Raw genomic sequence first — 16,276 nt, 5'->3', positions numbered from 1 at the left:
ATACTTATTCGACGGTCACGACGGCGGTAGTGACGCCGTATGAGGGAACGGAAGCGTTGGGCCAAGCCACATCCAGTTGGTTCGGATTGCTATAGGCGAACGTCCCGGTATCGTTGACCACCCGGTGGATCGTCGTGCCATCGGCGAAGACGATCTTCAAGCGGGTGCCCTTCGGATAGATGGAGAGGGCGGCGGCGACGCCGCCATAACCCATGCTGGAACCCAGTACAGCCGGGTCATAGAAGGAAATCTTCATAACCCGCATACCGGCACTGCTGCTGGCGCTATTACTGCTGGTATTGGTATTCGCGGTGCTCGTATTGACCGTGGCGGCACTGCTGTTGGCGCTGGCAGTTTGCTGCTGTTGTTTGGCGGCCAACGCTTCTTGCTGCGCTTTTTGAGCAGCCAAGGCTTGCGTTAATTGGGATTGCAACCCAGCCAAAGCTGATTTATTGTCGTTGAGTTCTTGTTGTAATTTGTTTTGCTGATCCTGAGCGGCCTTTTGTGCCGCCTTCAAATCATTTTGATCCTGAACGATCTGCTGTTTCTGCGATTGGAGCTGGTTTTCTTTCTGCTCCTGTTCGCTCTTCAGATCGGCCAGCTGCTTCTGGGCATCTTGGACAGCCGTTAAGGCATCTTTAGTGGCCCCAGAAATCTTGTTGACGGTGAAGGAGCGGCTGATCAGATCAGACAGGTTGTCGCTCTTCAGAATGAAATCAATGTAAATATTACCAGTAACGGTATCGGAATTCTGCTTCTGCAAAGCAACGAGCTGCTTCTTCAAGTTATCTTTGCGCTGCGTGATTTGGACCTGTGTGTCGGCAATCTTCCCGGACAATTCATTGATCCGCTGTTGAGCGGTATCAATGGCCTCCTCGGTACTATCCAGCTGGGACTGCTTGGCAACGACTTGCTTATTCAATTCGTTCAACTTGTTGGTTTGGTCATTGATCTGGTTGACCAACTGACTCGAAATATCTTTCTTGCTGCTGATCGCGGACTTCGCATCGGAGACCGAATCAGCGTGTACATTCACGGGATTGATGAGACCGGCGAACATGGTTATGACGGCGATCCCGGTTAATACGCGTGAGATTTTCTTCATGGTTGATGACCTCCTGAACTCTGTGATACACGATAACACGCTGATTGTTACAGTTTCGTAACGAGCTGTTTACAACTTGCAACGTGAAACATGTAAGGTCACAAAATTCGTAATAAAGGTGGCCCTATAACAATATTACCAAGGTCTGAAAACCATGAAACCGGCTAGATACAGGTATCAACCAAGGGTCAGCAAATAATGCAAACGGTCTATGAATGTCATAAATCGTGTTCTATAATATACTTAACTTGCCATTATTGAATTAATGCAAGCAATACAAACCAAGGCGGTGATTTTCGTGCAGTTTCACATCACGGAAGACAGTGCCCAGCCGATTTACATTCAACTGGCCCAACAGATCATCATTGGGGTGGCCATGGGCGACCTGCTCCCCGGCGCGCAGCTGCCGGCCACCCGGGTGCTGGGACTCAGCCTGAACATTGACCCGATGACCGTGTCGAAATGTTACCAGCTGTTAAAGCAGGATGGTTACGTGGAAGGCGACCGTCACCGGGGCACCCGGGTCAGTACCCAGCTCCCCATTACCACCGACGCCACGATCACGCCGGAGCTGACGGTGGCCTTAGCCAAGGGATTACTACAAGGCTTGACCATTCGGCAGTTGCAAGACCTGTGCCAAGAGATCATTTCTCGTTTCCACGCCTTACCTCAGGCATCATCAAAAATTACACAGTAGTTGCTATTATTCCCGTATTCGGATCTCCCATCCCCTTCCTTACCAGCATACGCGAAAAGCGCCTGATCGGACTATTCAGTCTGGTCAGGCGCTTTTCTTCTACTAATATTACTAATACCTAATTACGCTGGGAAATGCGTCAGCTTGGCGTGCTTCACGTCCGCAATGGTCTTGGTCCCGGCCAATTGCATGTCGATCTTCAGCTCATCGTTTAAATGTTCAAAGACGCTTTGTACCCCTTGGGCGCCACCCAAAGCCAGGCCATAAATAGCCGGCCGGCCAAAGGCAACCAGATCTGCCCCAGCGGCCAACGCCTTGAAGACGTGGGACCCGCGGCGGACACCGGAATCAAAGATGATCGGCACTTGATGGTTCACTGCCGCCGCAATGCTGGGCAGTACGTCGAAGGAAGCCGGACCACCGTTCAATTGCCGGCCGCCATGGTTCGATACGTATACCCCAGCGGCGCCGGCGCCAATGGCTTTCAAGGCGTCCTCAGGGGACATGATACCCTTGGCGATCACCGGCAAATCGGTGTAAGCAGCGATGCGTTCAATATCCTTCGGGCCAATCTTTTGCGCCGCCGCGGCATAAATTTCCGCGATGCCCTTGCCGGAGCCGTCGCCTTCGGAGTATTCCGTCAAGTTCGCCATTGGGATCGGGAACTGGAAGTGATTGCGCAGATCGTCCTCCCGGTATCCATCGACAGGCGCATCCAAAGTCAGAATAATACCTTTAATGCCGGCCTTCTTTGCTTCGTCCAGCAGATGGTGGTTGAAGTCCCAGTCCTTGCTCATGTACAACTGGAAGAATTGGGGCGCGCCGTTGCCAGCCGCCGCCGTATCTGCGATGGACGTGGAAGAATACGTACTTTGGGCCATCAGCGCACCAGCCGCCGCGACCCCGCGAGCGGTATCTTTTTCACCCTGGGAATGGGCTAATCCTTGGGCCGCTGTGGGGGCCATCATCAGGGGTGTCTTGAAATGCAATCCAAAGGCATCAGTTTCTGTGGCAGGATTCTCCATATCAGTCAGCGCACGGGGCACGATCTGGGCATGATTGAAGGCGGTGGTGTTCTCCCGTAAGGTCCACTCATCCTCGGACCCGCCGCGGATGTAACCAAAACCGCCCTTGGGAATAATTGCCTCGGCCTCTTTTTCCAGATCATTCAAGTTGATAAAATCCAGCTTCTGTTCGCGATCGCTTTGTTCGTAACCATTTGTGACTGTCATAAAGAAATCTACCTCCATTTTTCAGAGCGCGGCGGTTGGAACCAGTGACGGTTATCCCGCCGACTATCGCCAGACGCTTATGTAAGCTCCTTGCTCGTTTGCTACAAGGTCTATTATATCCACTTACAAAAAGTAAGCAAGGGCTCTGCCGTATTTTTCTGAAAAAAAACAGGGGAAGCGGTTGGGCTTCTCCTGTTGGCAAAATTATCGTGCTTCCCGCAAGCGCGGCACCACGGGCGGTTGAATCAAATGCACATTGAGCGGCAAGTGCTGCACACCGATCTTGTGCCACTGGGCAATTAACGCATCGGCGTCCACGGTCCGGTCCAGAATGACGATGCCGCAATCGCCGCCGCCAGCGCCTGACGTCTTCGCAGCGCCGCCGGCTTGAATTGCCAAATCACACAGACTGGACAGTTTCATCGTCTCAATGTGCACGTGGCTGAATTGACTGAGCTGTTGCAGCAGGAACCGGTTGCGGCTGATCTGCTGTTTGATGACAGCGAGATTGCCATCGCGGAAACCTTGGACCAGTTTCTCCACGACTGCGCGGCTGCGCCGCAGGAATTGTTTGTACTGCGCCTGAGACCGGGACGTGGCCGCCTTGATCTGGTCCACCAGATGGGACGTGGAGGCCGGCGAGCCGGTCCAGCCGATGAGCAGCCGCAGACTCTGGGGCGGGGTGAGCAGTTCGATGTCCAACCCCGGCCAGGGCATCGTCAGCAATTCGCTGAGCGAAACCAGATTCCGCTGGGCCCGCAACCATTCCCGGTCAAAGGAGCGGTAGGCGATCCAGCCGCCAAAGACACTGGCGGCGATATCCCCCAGCGAACCGTTGCCTTGAATATCCAGATGGGCAATGGCCGACAGCTTGTAGATCTGCTCCTGACTCAACGCCAAGTCATAAAATTGGAGCAGCGCTTTAACGGTCCCCACCGTGACAGCGGCTGAACTGCCCAGACCGAACTTGCGGCCATCGGCGGAGTCCAAGTCAGAATCCACGTAGAGGTTGAATAACCGCAGTGGTTTGCCCTGTTCGCTGGCGTACGCTTCGGTGAGATGAATGGCGGACAAAATATAGTGGAAGGGATTGTCCCGATTGTCGAAGACCATCTCGTCCCCCTGGCGCCGCCAAATGAGGGAATTTTCTTGATATTGTTTCGATTGAATCCGGCCCATGCCATGGGCGGGTTCCACCCGCACCGTCACGAATTGATTCAAGGCGACGATCACGGCCGGCTGCCCGGTTTCGACCACGGCGTATTCACCGGCAATATATAATTTTCCTGGTGCTTTGACTGTAATCACTGAAATAAGCTCCTGTATATGTGACATTCTTGTAAGTCCACGGAAAATATTACCAGTGATGGGCTATCCGGCGCAACTTATCCGAGGTATCTTTCCGAAATCATCAACATTATTGTCAAATCGCAAACCGGGTGTTCCCCCGTCCCGTCAAGAAAGTTACCAAAAATGTTGAGAAAGGGGTGGACAACTCAGAACATGAGAGTAAGATGTGTACATAATTACTAAAAAAGAGGGGATATCAATGATTACTGATCCCAAGACTATTAATTGGTCAGATCTGGGTTTTGAATACATCCAAACACCATACCGCTTCGAGGCACGTTACAAAGACGGGGCCTGGGAACCCGGCACACTCACCGAAGACCCTAATATTTCGATGAATGAGGGCTCACCAATCTTGCATTATGGCCAAGGCGCCTTCGAAGGGCTCAAAGCTTACCGCACTAAAGACGGCCGCATCCAGTTGTTCCGGCCGGATCAAAACGCTAAGCGGCTGCAACACTCTTCTGACCGCCTGCTCATGCCGGAGTATCCGGTGGATGATTTCGTCAACGCAGTGAAACAGGTCGTTGCCGCCAACGCGGACTATGTGCCGCCCTATGGGACTGGTGCCACCTTGTATATCCGACCGATGCTGATTGGGGTGGGTGAAAATATTGGCGTCCATCCCGCGCCGGAATATATCCTGCGCATCTTTGTCACGCCGGTCGGTCCCTACTTCAAAGGCGGCTTGACCCCCACAAGCTTCTTAGTGGTCAACTATGACCGGGCCGCCCATAACGGGACTGGCCAAAGCAAGGTCGGCGGGAACTACGCCGCCAGTCTGCTGGCCGGCCAAGAGGCCCATGAACACCACTACAGCGATGCTATTTACTTAGACCCCGTCCATCATCGCTATATTGAAGAAGTCGGTTCTGCCAATTTCCTGGCCTTCACCAAAGACGGCAAGACGTTGAAAACACCGAAGTCGCCCTCCATTCTGCCCAGTATCACCAAGTACTCCAGCCTGTATCTGGCCGAACACGTCCTGGGCATGCAGACCGAGGAAACCAAGATCAGTATTGATGAATTGGACGAATTCGGCGAAGCTGCTGCCTGCGGCACCGCCGCCGTCATTTCCCCCATCGCCGGCATTAAGTACGGCGACCACTATCATGTCTTTTATGATGAAAAGAAAGTCGGTCCGATCACCCATAAGCTGTATGATCTGCTCACTGGGATCCAGTTTGGCGATGTTGAGGCGCCTAAGGGCTGGATCCAGCAGGTTGAGGTATAATCTTTGACCAAGATCTGACCTTCCGTTAGAATGCAATTGCATTCTAACGGAAGGAGCTGGTGGCGAATGAAACACTGGCAGAAACTGCTGGTTTGGTTGGCAATTGTTGCCGCAGTCTTGGTATTTCGCGCGCTTATCCCCTCACCGCCCGGTATCTTGCCGATCACACTGCCATTATTTCTTTACCGACTGGTCGATCTCGTCGGCAGTATCGCCCTGATTGCTGTCGTATTCACGATTGCCGCCATGATTCGCGATAGGCGGCAAAAGAGCAAGACACATTAAATTTGCAACCAAATAACCGGTGCTTGGCCTGGAAAGTTTCCTTTCTGGTCAAGCACCGGTTATTTATTCTAGAAAAGATAATCGCGATCAATAAACACGTCAGTAACAAAATCCGTTGCCCGTTTCGCCTTGATCTGCACCCGGCCAGCCTGGCCCGGGCCCACCGGCTTCGGCTGCGTGGCCTTTGTCGTTGTGCGTGCAGCCGCATTTCCGTTGATCGTCATATGCACTGGCCCGTCCGGCAGCAGCATATAATCAATCACCCCAATAAACGTATCGGTCCCTGACTGATACGTCACATACAGAATCTCCTTCAATCCATGGAACAGCTCGCCCTCACTTGTCCGACAGTATAAATAGAAGCTGCCGGCATCCTGATTCCCCGGCTGCAACTCGCCTTGGATCACGGCAAACGTTGCCTTGTCCACCGGCGAGTATTTCCCAGGGAATAAGCGGCGCCTGGCTGTCTTTCTGCTGATTTTCTCCTGCTTGGCCAGAACAGCAACGAGTTCTTCCTGGGTCAAGGTGGGATACGCCGTCAGTGAGATCTGTTCCGGATTGCTGGGTGCACTCACCGTCGCGGCCGTGACCGACCCAGCTGACAAGAAAACAAACAAACCCGCAACGATCACGAGCAAACCAGTCTTGATTTTACCCATCAGGACCACGCCTTCCCGTCATTCATCCATTGCAACCAATTCTCAGAGCATCTCAAGCTATCACCAATATAGCACGTTAAGCAAACGCTTACAATTATTTAGACCAAAAAATATTGCGCCAGTTTCAAAATCCTGGTATCCTAGTCGTAGGTGCCAAACCTATTGGGACGCAGAGCTGCTGGCGGCGTAAGCCGTTTCGAAAACAGTTTCTGCGCCCCTTCTTTATTTTTCTGTCGGTAATTATTATAGAAAGGATCTACCCATGGCCATTCTCTTCCCCATCGTGCTTGTCCTGGCAGTGACGACGCTGCTGGCCCACTTTTCCCGCCGCTTGAATATGCCCGCAGTGGTCGGCCAGTTGTTGGCCGGCATCCTGCTTGGTCCGGCGGTGCTTGGCTGGCTGCACCCCACGGAAGTGATGCATATCTTTTCTGAACTCGGGGTCATCGTTTTGATGTTCCTCGCCGGGCTGGAAAGCGACCTGCACTTATTGCGCCGATTCCTCAAGCCCTCCCTGTACGTGGCCTGTATCGGCGTCGCGGCGCCGGTTCTCTTGATGGGCATCGCCAGCAAATTATTGGGGATGTCCGTGATTGAAAGCATCTTGGTCGGCATCGTCTTCTCCGCCACCTCCGTCAGTATTTCTGTGGACGTCTTGAAGGAAGAAAACGCCCTGAACCGGCCGGAAGGCGCAACGATCCTGGGCGCTGCCGTCGCCGACGATATCCTGGGCGTGCTGCTGCTGAGCTTCTTCATCAGCTTCGGCGGCGCCCACGCGGCTGGCGAACAGCCGAATATGTTCCTGACCATCGGTGAGCAGCTGCTCTTCTTCGGAGGCGTTGTCGTTCTGATCCGCTGGCTGGCGCCGCTGCTCATGCATCTCAGTGAAAAATTACTGGTCATTGCCGGCCCTACTTTAATGGCGATGATTATCTGTCTCGGGACCGCCGCCCTCGCTGATTTCGTCGGTCTATCCGACGTCGTGGGGGCGTTCTTCGCCGGCGTCGCGGTGGCCCAAACACCGACAAAAAAAGAAGTGGACGCCAGCATCGAGCCCATGGGCTATGCTTTCTTCGTCCCCTTCTTCTTTGTGGGTATCGGCTTGCAGATGAAACTCGCCCTCAGTTGGGCAGACGTGCTCTTGATCATCGTCTTCACTTTGCTGGCCGTTGTGACTAAGCTGTATGGCGGCATGGCCGGTGCGATGCTGGGCGGTTTTACCCAGCATCAAGGACTGACGATCGGCGCTGGGATGGTTTCCCGGGGCGAAATGGCCCTGATCACTGCCCAAATCGGCAACGATGCCGGGCTTTTCCCGGCCGAGCAATATCCGGCCATCGTCATCGTTATTTTATTAACGACGCTGTTGTCGCCGTTTATCTTGAAGCACTATTTGCATCAGACGCCAGTGCCCGCTGCTTGATCGCCGCCATTTCAGCAAACACTTCATCCTCTTGCCGGCTCATTTCCCACGTCCGGGAATGAATCGTCGAGCCCGGCCGATTGATCTTGGTATACAGCACAACGGGGTTGTACCAGAAATTCTCCCCCGCCGCGGCGGCTTCAGTGGCGTACAGGTAATCTTCGGCAATTGTCAACCGGGTATCGTAAGTCACGTGATGGGCCTGCAGCATTGCCCGGGAGAAGCCCTTGTTCCAAATGTACCCGCCAACTTCTGTGCCGTGCCGGGTCACCTGATCCAGCATGTCCGGTTTCGCAATCTGCTGCCACCGATCCCGCCCGCTGCGTTCGCCGCCGCGGCGGAACCAGCCGCCGCCCCAAGTATAACCAACGGCGACAATGTCGGCCTGGTGCTCTTGAAAGCCGGCAATCAGGGTGGCCGCAAAGCGGGGATCCACTTGATCATCCGCATCGACAAACGTCACGAGCGGTGCTGTCCCGGCATCCACACCGGCATTGCGGGCCGCCGACGTCCCTTCATGCCGGGGCAGTGTCAGCACATGGAACCGGTCATCCGCAGCGGCCGCTTGCTTAGCCAGCGCCAGCGACTCATCGGTACTGCCGTCATCCACCAGCCACACGGCGAAGTCTGTACTGGTTTGTTGGCGTAAACTGGTTAACGAATTCTTGAAGTACCCGCCTAAGTTATAGAACGGGACGACGATATCTAATGTATGGGCCATCATGTCTGCCTCCTCTTTGAGTTGAGGGTCATCTTAGCCGCTGGCAGTAAGAAAGGCAAATGATATGCTTGGTACAAAATAACACCGGCTTCAGGGATGCACGCCCTAAGTCGGTGTTTTATGTCAACAACTTATTTCTGAACCTTCGGCGCCCAATGATTGATTGGGCCGAACTTATGCCCCACCGCGATTGGCTGGGCAATGGCCTCATACGTATATTGCTTGGCGATGCGGAACGCATCGGCGATGCTCGTCCCCTTGGCGATTTCCGCCGTGATGGCCGCCGACAGCGTGTCGCCGGTGCCGTTGATCCGGTCAGTCGCCACATACGGCGCGCTGAGCCAGAAGCCGGTACCGTCCTCTAGCAAGGCATAATCCCGCACTTCCTCTTGGTCGCCCGCATGGTGCGCGCCCTTGACCAGGACGTTTTTCGCGCCCAGATCCTGTAACTTTTGCGCCGCGGTAATCATATCCTCATCCGTCTTAATATCCATTTCAGCCAATTTCTGGGCTTCAAAGAAATTCGGGGTAATGACCGTCGCCAGAGGAATCAGTTCCTGGCGCAGCGTTTCGTAAGCACTCTCCTCCAGCAGCATGGCCCCGTGTTTGGTAATGATCACCGGGTCCAAGACCAGCGGCCCCACCGCACCATCCTGGACGTGGGCAGCCACCGTATGAATCAGCTCGGAGTCAGACAGCATGCCGGTCTTGGCGGCGCGAATATGGAAGTCGGCTGCCAGCGTCTTGAACTGCTGAGCGATGAACGCGGTGGGCATGTTGTGGGCCGCGTCGATCCCATAGGAGTTGCCGGCGACCGCCGCCGTCAGGACGCACATGCCGTGCACGCCTAAAGTGAAGAACGTCGTCAGATCGGCTTCCATGCCGGCGGAACCGTCGGAATCCGCGCCAGCAATCGTTAGCGCTTGGGGAAATTCATTTGCCATGTCAAAACCCTCATTTCCTGATATTTTTCTTGCTTGGAGCCCATTATACATTGGCTTGCGCTTGCAAGACAGTTGTAAGCATAAAAGTAGGAATTTTGCTCCCACCTTGTTACCATAATAACCGTGGGGAGTGCATGAAGGAGGAGCGCATATGGCAAACCGTAAACACAATCGGGTCGATGGCAAGGGCCGCATTGTTATCCCGGTGAAGATCCGGGAAGCAATGGGGATCGAAACCGGTACCGTAATCGAGTTCGATTACATGGCCCGGCGCCATCAGCTTGTGATCCGGTCGGTCGCCGAGCCTGAATCACATGCACAGTAACGGCAGCCAGGAACACCTTTAAGGAGGTCACCTAATGTCCAAAACAGACGACGAACTGAAGAACACGAAGGACCACCTGGTCGGCAAGACCAAAGAAGCATATGGCAAAGTCACCGGCGACAAGCAGGCTGAGACCGAGGGCAAAGCCCAAGATCTCAAGGCCGACGTCGGCGATAAGGTATCGGAGATCAAAGAAGCGGTCTCCGAGAAAGTTGGCGATCTCATCGACGCGGTTAAGGACAAAACCGAAAAGAAAGAAGATTAGCCGGCACCATCTCGCTAATCCCAAAATACCGTCGTGCTAAGTTTGCTATTAGCCGACGGTATTTTTATGCGCTCACAGCAGCAACCACACCACCCAGAAATTAATGGCGATGTGTACAACCCAAGCATAGCGCAGATCCCGGGTATATTCGTAAATACCAGCTTGAATGAAGCCCACTTCGCACCAGAACAGCAGGGCCAGGGACCAGGAGAACTCATGGAGCAGGCCAAAGATCACCGCACTGGAAAGTATCGTCAAGACGCGAAACGCCGGGTTATCCCGATTCCAGAAATAGTTCATGAAAATCCCGCGGTAGAGCAATTCCTCAATCAAGGGTGCCGCCACGAGCTGACCCACCCAGGTCGTAATGGGAATGTTGTGTACCTGCCCCCGAATAACCGCAGCGTATCCATTCAACGGCGGCCGCGTCGCCAAATAGACTAATCCGGCCAACGCCAAAAAGCCCCCGCCAGCGACCGCCAACCGCCGCCAGCTAAGCGGCTGGCGGCCAAAACCCTTGGGATTCCACTGCCGCAGCTGACTGACATACCGGTTCAAGAAGTAGGTGACGATGACCGCGGTGATAGCCAGTTCGGCCAAGGCCAGCCCCAAATCATGATCCCGCATCCAGGGGTTGGTAATACCCAGCTCCGGCAGCTGCGCCGGCGCCTGGTACCAGCCCATGATGAGGAAAAAGACGGAGAAGAAGAAAATTCGCTTCACCGACTCGCCAAACCGATAAATCAAACTATCCTCAGTCACCGCCCGTCACCTGCTTCCATTTCTACTTAATAAATTGCAGCGCCATAAAGATCATCGGGGCGTTGTTCAAAAAATGCAGCCCGATGTTGACGGTGATATTCCCGGTGCGGCGATAGACATAGGCCAAAATAGCGCCAAGTGCGACATAGATCAGCGTGCCCGCAATGTTGTTATTCTGATGGACCAGACCAAACAGCACGCCGGAAATTAAAATCGGCCAGATTGGATTCCGCGTATAAAAAGCCGTCATGACATACCCGCGAAAGACCATTTCTTCCAAAATCGGCGCGGCGATGACCGTCATGAAGACGATCATGAAAATGATCTGGTTGCCGTCTTTCAGCATTCCCCGAATCACCGCGTCATTCTTCGTCAGCTGTTCGCCGGAAATACTGGTGTAAAACGGCAGCAGGATCAGTTTCGCCCCGAACATCGCCAAATAGCCGAGCACCACATACAAGGCGTCCCGTTTTTCCCACCGGCGGACCAGCGGCTGGTCGGTGTAGCGGTGAATGAGGAAGCGCATCAGCCAGACCGCCCCAATATACAAGGCAATCATCAGCGCAAACATCGCGATGTACAAGGGCATACTCGCTGGGGTGCCCCGCTTTTTCAGGACCAATACCACCGACATCGGCACCTGCGGGACGTAGATCAAGACGATAGCAATGACCAGGAAAAGGAGTCGTTCGGCAATATCCTTCGGTGATTTGATCCGCTTGCGCGGCGGTTCTTGATGGGGCATGGGCAGCTTATTTTCAATAGGGACTTGATATGAGGCCATGATGCAGCAGCTCCTCTCCGTATGGTGTTTATTATACCGTACCCGGCGCAGACACCGGGCCGTCTTACTGAATCGTTAGTTGTACCTTAACGCAATCAGTAGCGGGGGACAAATTGAAAAGCTCACCGGCAGTGGTCGATGAGCTGAAAAAGGTTAGTTGTCCTCCCCGGCTTTGATGACTTGTTGCCGTTTATACAGCCAATTACCGATGGCCCCACCCACTGTGACGCCGCTCATGTTAACAATTGTCTCGTGAAGTGTTGGGAAGCCGTTACCTTCTAATGTATAAATAATTAACGCCCACGCAATATAGACAACGGGCACAATGAAGAGCATGTTGCGCAGCACTTGAAAGTTGATTTGCCGATAAATCCGTTTCAGATCCGCTTCATTCTTTGCCTCAACCTGCATCAGCCCATGCTTTCTCAAACGAACGTTAATCACTGCATTCCACCCGAAACTAATGATGACCAGTACCACTGTCCCCGCCGTAATGTGCCGTACCCAGAACGCATCTGCTGCTAGGCTGACCAGCATGCCCAAATTCAACAACCAGTATACCAAGACAGTACTTTGGCTGAGAATCTTGTCCCGTTCAGCCCGCTGGTATTCATCATGGCTGTTCACCCCGAATGACCATCGAATCAATTGCTCCATCATGGTTCCTCGCCCTCCAATCCTTCTGGAAACCAAAACAAGGTATTCAGATCCGTCCCCAGCGCCTGGGCTAAGCGAATGCAGAGATCCAAGCTGGGATTATAGTTGTTGTTCTCAATCATATTCACGGTTTGCCGGGTCACGCCGACCCGCTGCGCCAGGGCCAGTTGGGACCAGCCTTGGGCCTGCCGGAATTGTCGAATGCGGTTCATCGCCGGCCTCCTAATGTCACATATATTTGACACCTTGAGTATAGCAAGACTCCGTGCAAGTGTCAAATATATACGACACTTTACTAACGCGGGCAACCAATGTTAACAAATTTTGCTGTCCTCGCTTGGTTGTGCCACCTTTGCAACTTGGTATGATTAAGGTGTCAATTACCCCCACTTACGACCGAAGCCGTTGAAGTGGGAGCTTGCAACTCACGCCCAGTGGATCGGTGCTCCTCTTGGTACCGTTGAGAAACTGTAGTCCAAACGTCTCTCGACTCCTACGCCATGGTTACATCCGAGGGCGGCTGACAACGCCCTGACGACAAGTCAGGCCATGCCCGACCGTTTTGCTTTCTTTTGCTTCTTTGAATCAAACGACGGCTCTTTGTCGCCGGCCAAATAACGCCGGCCAAGTTCTGCCAGGTTCATCGCAGCGATGCGATCATCATTGGTGCGGAAGCCGCACTGCTTGCAATGGTACTCGTGGAGCTGTTGATTTCGAGCACTCTTGTCGATGGTGCCGCACTTGGGACAGCGCTGGCTGGTGTAGTGCGCATCTACTTTGATCACGATACAACCATACTGCTGGGCTTTGTACATCAAAAACTGTTCCAGCTGGTAAAAGGGCCAGCTGACCCGTTCGTACTTCTTATCTTTTGGTGATTTTTCCAGGGTTTCGCGGATGTCATTCAGCTTTTCGATGGGAAACAGTGTCCCAGGCCCATAGAAGTCAAGGAGTGCCTTAACAAGCTGGTGATTCATGTTCGTCACCCAACCGTTTTCTCGATGACCAATTTTCTTGAGCCGCTGCCGAGCAGCCGTAGTTTTCTTCTGTTGCAGGTGCTTGCGCTGCTGCTTTCCGCGACCGCGTCTGTTGAGCAGCTTCTTACCGCTGATAAACTCAGTTTCACCGGTTTCATCATTATAGGCCGTGAGGATATTGATCAAACCGCGATCCATTCCGACTATCCGCTGGATACTTTCCAATGGAACATCCGGGACTTCCTGAGTCACACCGATGTGGACAAACCATTTTTGGCCTGATTTGATGACTTTTGCCGTGCCAAATTTCCATGCGCCGGTGAGATACTTCTCCCAATGGGTGGTAATGGGCGTGACAATCACTCGACCGCGAATGGTGTTCAGGGACAACTTCGCCCAGTTATCCAACACCGACCAATCCCGATTGAACACCAAATCGACCTGCGGCCGTTTGAAATGGATCGGATACCACAAGTCCGTCAGGTCTTTAGCCCGTTCTTTGACCCATTTGCCAGTGTTGGGATTCTTCCAACCCCAGTTTTTCTGGTGTTGAACTGTGTCAAGAGCCTTGTAGCGCGCCGCTACAGTGCGTGTGGTGGATTGAGCCATTTGGGCTTTTAGATACATCTTGGACGTCTTATCCGTGAGCTTCTTGTAGAAGACTGCGTGGAGATAGAAGGCGCTGAACTTAAAATCCCGGTCGAAGACGTGCTGGCTGATCAGGTCGCAGGCATCGCGATAGTGGTTCATGGTTTCCTGCATGGCCGCTGGTCCAACAGTATCGTCTGGAGCAAACTTGATCTGCATTTTGAGTACTTGCGCGTTTTTCATACTGGCCTCCTTCAGTGGGAAAGTACGTTCTCATTCCTTAAAAACAGCATACCAGGTTGCCATAGCGAACAGTCAAGTCAAAAGCTCGACGATTCCTCCCCCACTTACGGCAAAACCGTTGAAGTGGGGTTATCCTCGCTGTTTTTGGATGAAAAGTCAGAAGAAACGGAGGAAACAAACATGTCAGACAATTCCCCCCTCGCCGGCAACTTGCAGAATCTGCGCGCCCATTTCGGCTACACGCTGGAACAAACGGCCGAAGGAGCCGGCGTCACTCGCCAGGCCATTGCTAAATGGGAAAGTGGGCAATCAGTCCCGGATATCGCCCACGCCGATGCGCTGGCCCAGTTTTACAACATTTCGTTGGACGATCTCATCCATCACGATACCGAAAAAAGCGGGCTCGGCATCCCACCGAAGGGAAAACACCTCTTCGGCACCGTCCAAGTCGGCGAACGGGGGCAAATCGTGATCCCCAAAAGCGCCCGGGACCTTTTTCAGTTGACCAAAGGGACCAACCTCGTCGTATTAGGCGACGAAGAAGGCCCGCTGCCGGGGTTGGCCCTGGTCAAAAATGACGTTTTTCTCAATCAAGCGACGGCCTACGCCCATATGGGCAAGGGGGTGCCCCATGACCAATGATTCTTTGCTCACGGTCAGTCATCTGACCAAACGCTACCCGCAATTCACACTGCAAAACGTCTCTTTCACCATCGCCCCAGGCACGATCATGGGCATGATCGGCGTCAACGGGGCCGGAAAGTCCACCACATTAAAGAGCATCGCCGGGTTAGTGCAGCCCGACGCGGGCACGATGCAAATCGCTGCCCCGGCCAACCCGGCCGTGATGCTGGGCGAAACGGTTTACTACCCCGAGAAAAAGCTGGCAACGATCACCAGGACGACCCGCCAGTTCTATTCCCAATGGGACGAGGAACAGTACCGCTATTACCTGCATTTCTTCGCTCTGGATGACCAAAAAAAGGTCAAGGAACTCTCCACCGGTATGCTGATCAAATACCAGCTGGCCGTGACCATGAGTCACCACGCGCCGCTGCTCATTCTCGACGAACCCACCAGCGGCATTGATCCCGTCTCCCGGGACGCGATTCGCCAGGTCTTTCGCCACTACGTCGCCGACGGCCAGCACAGCATTCTCTTTTCCACCCACATCACCACCGACCTGGAAGCCATCGCGGATTCGATCACTTACATCCATGCGGGCGCCGTGCTCTACTCTGCCGCCAAACCCGACTTCATCGACCATTTCCGCCGCCAATTCGGCCTGAGCGCTAACGCCCCGCTGACCTTTGATGACATTATGCTCACGATAGAAAGGAAGACCATTGATGACTCGGCAATTCCTGCGTAAAGAATATCTGCTGGCGGCCCATCCCACCACTTGGTTCTTCGTCTGGTTGGGCGCTTTGGTGCTGGCTCCCGCGTATCCGTACAGCGTGGTCTTCTTCTTTGCCATGCTGGCCCCCAGTTTGGACTTGGTCTACGCCAAGCAGACCAATGACATTCTGTATACGGCCCTGCTACCAACCGGCAAGGCCGGCGTAGTGCGGGGCAAAGTGCTTTACACATTTACTTTTCAAACGGTCATGCTGCTGTTGACGATTCCTTGGGCGCTGTTGCGGACGCTCTACATCCAAACCAATCCCGCGGGCATCAACGCCAATGTCGCCTATTTTGGCTTTGGCTTGTTGGCCCTCGCCGTTTTCGACTACCTGTTTCTCACGGGTTTCTTTAAAACCGGGATAAGAATCGGCTGGCCTTACTTCTGGGGTACGCTGGCTGCCTTGATCCTGCTGGGCGTGATGGAAACACTGCCGCATCTGCCGGGGCTGCGCTGGGTGGATTCGGTTCAACCCACGGCGCTGCTGTTGCAATCACCCTTCCTGGTGGCGGGGATCATGGCCTTTATCACCAGTTTCTTCGTGACCATGCGCGTCAGTATGCAGAATTTTCAACGGGTGGATTTATAGCCAGAGTTTGCTATGCTGGACTAAACAAAACCGG

Annotated in this window: 20 protein-coding genes; 9 read left to right on the top strand and 11 right to left on the bottom strand. The window is 53.7% G+C overall.

From position 1 onward, the window contains the following. Positions 1-4 precede the first annotated feature (4 nt). Entirely contained in the window at positions 5-1,105 is a 1,101-nt protein-coding gene (locus FMM01_RS16830; protein ID WP_190973374.1) for a PcsB-like coiled-coil domain-containing protein, read from the bottom strand. Between the two features lie 298 nt (positions 1,106-1,403). Here FMM01_RS16830 and FMM01_RS13220 point away from each other — a divergent pair, with 298 nt between their 5' ends. After that, a complete protein-coding gene (locus FMM01_RS13220; protein WP_190973373.1) occupies positions 1,404-1,802 on the top strand; it encodes a GntR family transcriptional regulator in 399 nt (132 codons plus the stop codon). Positions 1,803-1,924: 122 nt separating this feature from the next. Here FMM01_RS13220 and FMM01_RS13215 read toward each other — a convergent pair whose 3' ends face one another. Both FMM01_RS13215 and FMM01_RS13210 read right to left on the bottom strand, forming a co-directional pair. Further along, positions 1,925-3,034: a lactate oxidase gene (locus tag FMM01_RS13215; protein WP_150392828.1), complete on the bottom strand. Its 1,110-nt coding sequence runs from the start codon at positions 3,032-3,034 to the stop codon at positions 1,925-1,927. A gap of 204 nt (positions 3,035-3,238) precedes the next feature. Beyond that, positions 3,239-4,342, bottom strand: coding sequence for a phosphomevalonate kinase (locus FMM01_RS13210; RefSeq protein WP_146993852.1), 1,104 nt, complete (start codon positions 4,340-4,342; stop codon positions 3,239-3,241). Positions 4,343-4,583: 241 nt separating this feature from the next. Between FMM01_RS13210 and FMM01_RS13205 the strand changes: the two genes are divergently transcribed. Both FMM01_RS13205 and FMM01_RS13200 read left to right on the top strand, forming a co-directional pair. Continuing rightward, the gene (locus FMM01_RS13205) at positions 4,584-5,618 is read left to right on the top strand and encodes a branched-chain amino acid aminotransferase (protein ID WP_150392827.1); all 1,035 of its coding nucleotides are present in this window, start codon (positions 4,584-4,586) and stop codon (positions 5,616-5,618) included. A gap of 66 nt (positions 5,619-5,684) precedes the next feature. Beyond that, a complete protein-coding gene (locus FMM01_RS13200) occupies positions 5,685-5,903 on the top strand; it encodes a hypothetical protein (RefSeq protein ID WP_146993854.1) in 219 nt (72 codons plus the stop codon). Between the two features lie 68 nt (positions 5,904-5,971). On the opposite strand, the gene FMM01_RS13195 is transcribed toward FMM01_RS13200, so the two are convergent. After that, entirely contained in the window at positions 5,972-6,562 is a 591-nt protein-coding gene (locus FMM01_RS13195; protein ID WP_150392826.1) for a hypothetical protein, read from the bottom strand. Between the two features lie 262 nt (positions 6,563-6,824). On the opposite strand from FMM01_RS13195, the gene FMM01_RS13190 reads away from it, so the two are divergent. Continuing rightward, entirely contained in the window at positions 6,825-7,985 is a 1,161-nt protein-coding gene (locus FMM01_RS13190) for a cation:proton antiporter (protein ID WP_146993856.1), read from the top strand. Here the strand turns inward: FMM01_RS13190 and FMM01_RS13185 are convergent. Together FMM01_RS13185 and thiD are read right to left on the bottom strand one after the other, a co-directional pair. Then, on the bottom strand, positions 7,939-8,706 hold the full coding sequence (locus FMM01_RS13185) for a glycosyltransferase family 2 protein (protein ID WP_190973372.1): 768 nt from the start codon (positions 8,704-8,706) through the stop codon (positions 7,939-7,941). The genes FMM01_RS13190 and FMM01_RS13185 overlap by 47 nt on opposite strands. Before the next feature lie 131 nt (positions 8,707-8,837). Continuing rightward, positions 8,838-9,650, bottom strand: a complete 813-nt coding sequence (thiD, locus tag FMM01_RS13180; RefSeq protein WP_027829424.1) for a bifunctional hydroxymethylpyrimidine kinase/phosphomethylpyrimidine kinase — start codon at positions 9,648-9,650, stop codon at positions 8,838-8,840. Between the two features lie 151 nt (positions 9,651-9,801). Here thiD and FMM01_RS13175 point away from each other — a divergent pair, with 151 nt between their 5' ends. Together FMM01_RS13175 and FMM01_RS13170 are read left to right on the top strand one after the other, a co-directional pair. Next, positions 9,802-9,975, top strand: coding sequence for an AbrB/MazE/SpoVT family DNA-binding domain-containing protein (locus FMM01_RS13175; protein ID WP_082231185.1), 174 nt, complete (start codon positions 9,802-9,804; stop codon positions 9,973-9,975). Between the two features lie 34 nt (positions 9,976-10,009). Beyond that, positions 10,010-10,240 carry a CsbD family protein gene (locus FMM01_RS13170; protein WP_063516456.1) on the top strand — a complete coding sequence of 77 codons (231 nt, stop codon included), beginning with the start codon at positions 10,010-10,012 and terminating at the stop codon, positions 10,238-10,240. Between the two features lie 72 nt (positions 10,241-10,312). Here the strand turns inward: FMM01_RS13170 and FMM01_RS13165 are convergent, their stop codons facing one another. The 5 genes from FMM01_RS13165 to FMM01_RS13145 all read right to left on the bottom strand — a co-directional run bounded on the left by FMM01_RS13165 (position 10,313) and on the right by FMM01_RS13145 (position 14,251). After that, a complete protein-coding gene (locus FMM01_RS13165; RefSeq protein ID WP_150392824.1) occupies positions 10,313-11,002 on the bottom strand; it encodes a CPBP family intramembrane glutamic endopeptidase in 690 nt (229 codons plus the stop codon). A 22-nt stretch (positions 11,003-11,024) separates the two neighbouring features. Then, positions 11,025-11,786 carry a CPBP family intramembrane glutamic endopeptidase gene (locus FMM01_RS13160; protein ID WP_051225331.1) on the bottom strand — a complete coding sequence of 254 codons (762 nt, stop codon included), beginning with the start codon at positions 11,784-11,786 and terminating at the stop codon, positions 11,025-11,027. A 153-nt stretch (positions 11,787-11,939) separates the two neighbouring features. After that, positions 11,940-12,446, bottom strand: coding sequence for a hypothetical protein (locus tag FMM01_RS13155; RefSeq protein ID WP_150392823.1), 507 nt, complete (start codon positions 12,444-12,446; stop codon positions 11,940-11,942). After that, positions 12,443-12,655, bottom strand: a complete 213-nt coding sequence (locus FMM01_RS13150; protein WP_150392822.1) for a helix-turn-helix transcriptional regulator — start codon at positions 12,653-12,655, stop codon at positions 12,443-12,445. Before FMM01_RS13150 ends, FMM01_RS13155 begins: the two co-directional genes overlap by 4 nt. Positions 12,656-12,985: 330 nt before the next feature. Then, entirely contained in the window at positions 12,986-14,251 is a 1,266-nt protein-coding gene (locus FMM01_RS13145) for an RNA-guided endonuclease TnpB family protein (RefSeq protein ID WP_150392821.1), read from the bottom strand. A 180-nt stretch (positions 14,252-14,431) separates the two neighbouring features. Here FMM01_RS13145 and FMM01_RS13140 point away from each other — a divergent pair, with 180 nt between their 5' ends. From FMM01_RS13140 to FMM01_RS13130, 3 genes are read left to right on the top strand one after another with little or no spacing between them, the layout of a single operon-like run. Further along, positions 14,432-14,893, top strand: coding sequence for a helix-turn-helix domain-containing protein (locus FMM01_RS13140; protein ID WP_150392820.1), 462 nt, complete (start codon positions 14,432-14,434; stop codon positions 14,891-14,893). Then, a complete protein-coding gene (locus FMM01_RS13135; RefSeq protein ID WP_150392819.1) occupies positions 14,883-15,623 on the top strand; it encodes an ABC transporter ATP-binding protein in 741 nt (246 codons plus the stop codon). The genes FMM01_RS13140 and FMM01_RS13135 overlap by 11 nt, the downstream gene beginning before the upstream one ends. After that, complete coding sequence (locus FMM01_RS13130; protein ID WP_150392818.1) at positions 15,601-16,242, top strand: ABC-2 transporter permease; 642 nt, start codon at positions 15,601-15,603, stop codon at positions 16,240-16,242. Before FMM01_RS13135 ends, FMM01_RS13130 begins: the two co-directional genes overlap by 23 nt. Positions 16,243-16,276: the final 34 nt, after the last annotated feature.

The organism is Schleiferilactobacillus harbinensis, from assembly GCF_008694105.1.
GTDB classification, from domain to species: Bacteria; Bacillota; Bacilli; order Lactobacillales; family Lactobacillaceae; genus Schleiferilactobacillus; species Schleiferilactobacillus harbinensis.
This window is presented reverse-complemented; position numbering and strand designations above follow the sequence as displayed.

Bases quoted from the DNA above. Each gene is read 5' to 3' on its own strand.
- FMM01_RS13185 (WP_190973372.1), bottom strand. From the start codon at position 8,706: ATGGCCCATACATTAGATATCGTCGTCCCGTTCTATAACTTAGGCGGG.
- FMM01_RS13150 (WP_150392822.1), bottom strand. From the start codon at position 12,655: ATGAACCGCATTCGACAATTCCGGCAGGCCCAAGGCTGGTCCCAACTG.
- FMM01_RS13140 (WP_150392820.1), top strand. From the start codon at position 14,432: ATGTCAGACAATTCCCCCCTCGCCGGCAACTTGCAGAATCTGCGCGCC.
- FMM01_RS13215 (WP_150392828.1), bottom strand. From the start codon at position 3,034: ATGACAGTCACAAATGGTTACGAACAAAGCGATCGCGAACAGAAGCTG.
- FMM01_RS13130 (WP_150392818.1), top strand. From the start codon at position 15,601: ATGACTCGGCAATTCCTGCGTAAAGAATATCTGCTGGCGGCCCATCCC.
- FMM01_RS13155 (WP_150392823.1), bottom strand. From the start codon at position 12,446: ATGATGGAGCAATTGATTCGATGGTCATTCGGGGTGAACAGCCATGAT.
- FMM01_RS13200 (WP_146993854.1), top strand. From the start codon at position 5,685: ATGAAACACTGGCAGAAACTGCTGGTTTGGTTGGCAATTGTTGCCGCA.
- FMM01_RS13145 (WP_150392821.1), bottom strand. From the start codon at position 14,251: ATGAAAAACGCGCAAGTACTCAAAATGCAGATCAAGTTTGCTCCAGAC.
- FMM01_RS13135 (WP_150392819.1), top strand. From the start codon at position 14,883: ATGACCAATGATTCTTTGCTCACGGTCAGTCATCTGACCAAACGCTAC.
- FMM01_RS13170 (WP_063516456.1), top strand. From the start codon at position 10,010: ATGTCCAAAACAGACGACGAACTGAAGAACACGAAGGACCACCTGGTC.
- FMM01_RS13160 (WP_051225331.1), bottom strand. From the start codon at position 11,786: ATGGCCTCATATCAAGTCCCTATTGAAAATAAGCTGCCCATGCCCCAT.
- FMM01_RS13205 (WP_150392827.1), top strand. From the start codon at position 4,584: ATGATTACTGATCCCAAGACTATTAATTGGTCAGATCTGGGTTTTGAA.
- FMM01_RS13190 (WP_146993856.1), top strand. From the start codon at position 6,825: ATGGCCATTCTCTTCCCCATCGTGCTTGTCCTGGCAGTGACGACGCTG.
- FMM01_RS16830 (WP_190973374.1), bottom strand. From the start codon at position 1,105: ATGAAGAAAATCTCACGCGTATTAACCGGGATCGCCGTCATAACCATG.
- thiD (WP_027829424.1), bottom strand. From the start codon at position 9,650: ATGGCAAATGAATTTCCCCAAGCGCTAACGATTGCTGGCGCGGATTCC.
- FMM01_RS13195 (WP_150392826.1), bottom strand. From the start codon at position 6,562: ATGGGTAAAATCAAGACTGGTTTGCTCGTGATCGTTGCGGGTTTGTTT.
- FMM01_RS13175 (WP_082231185.1), top strand. From the start codon at position 9,802: ATGGCAAACCGTAAACACAATCGGGTCGATGGCAAGGGCCGCATTGTT.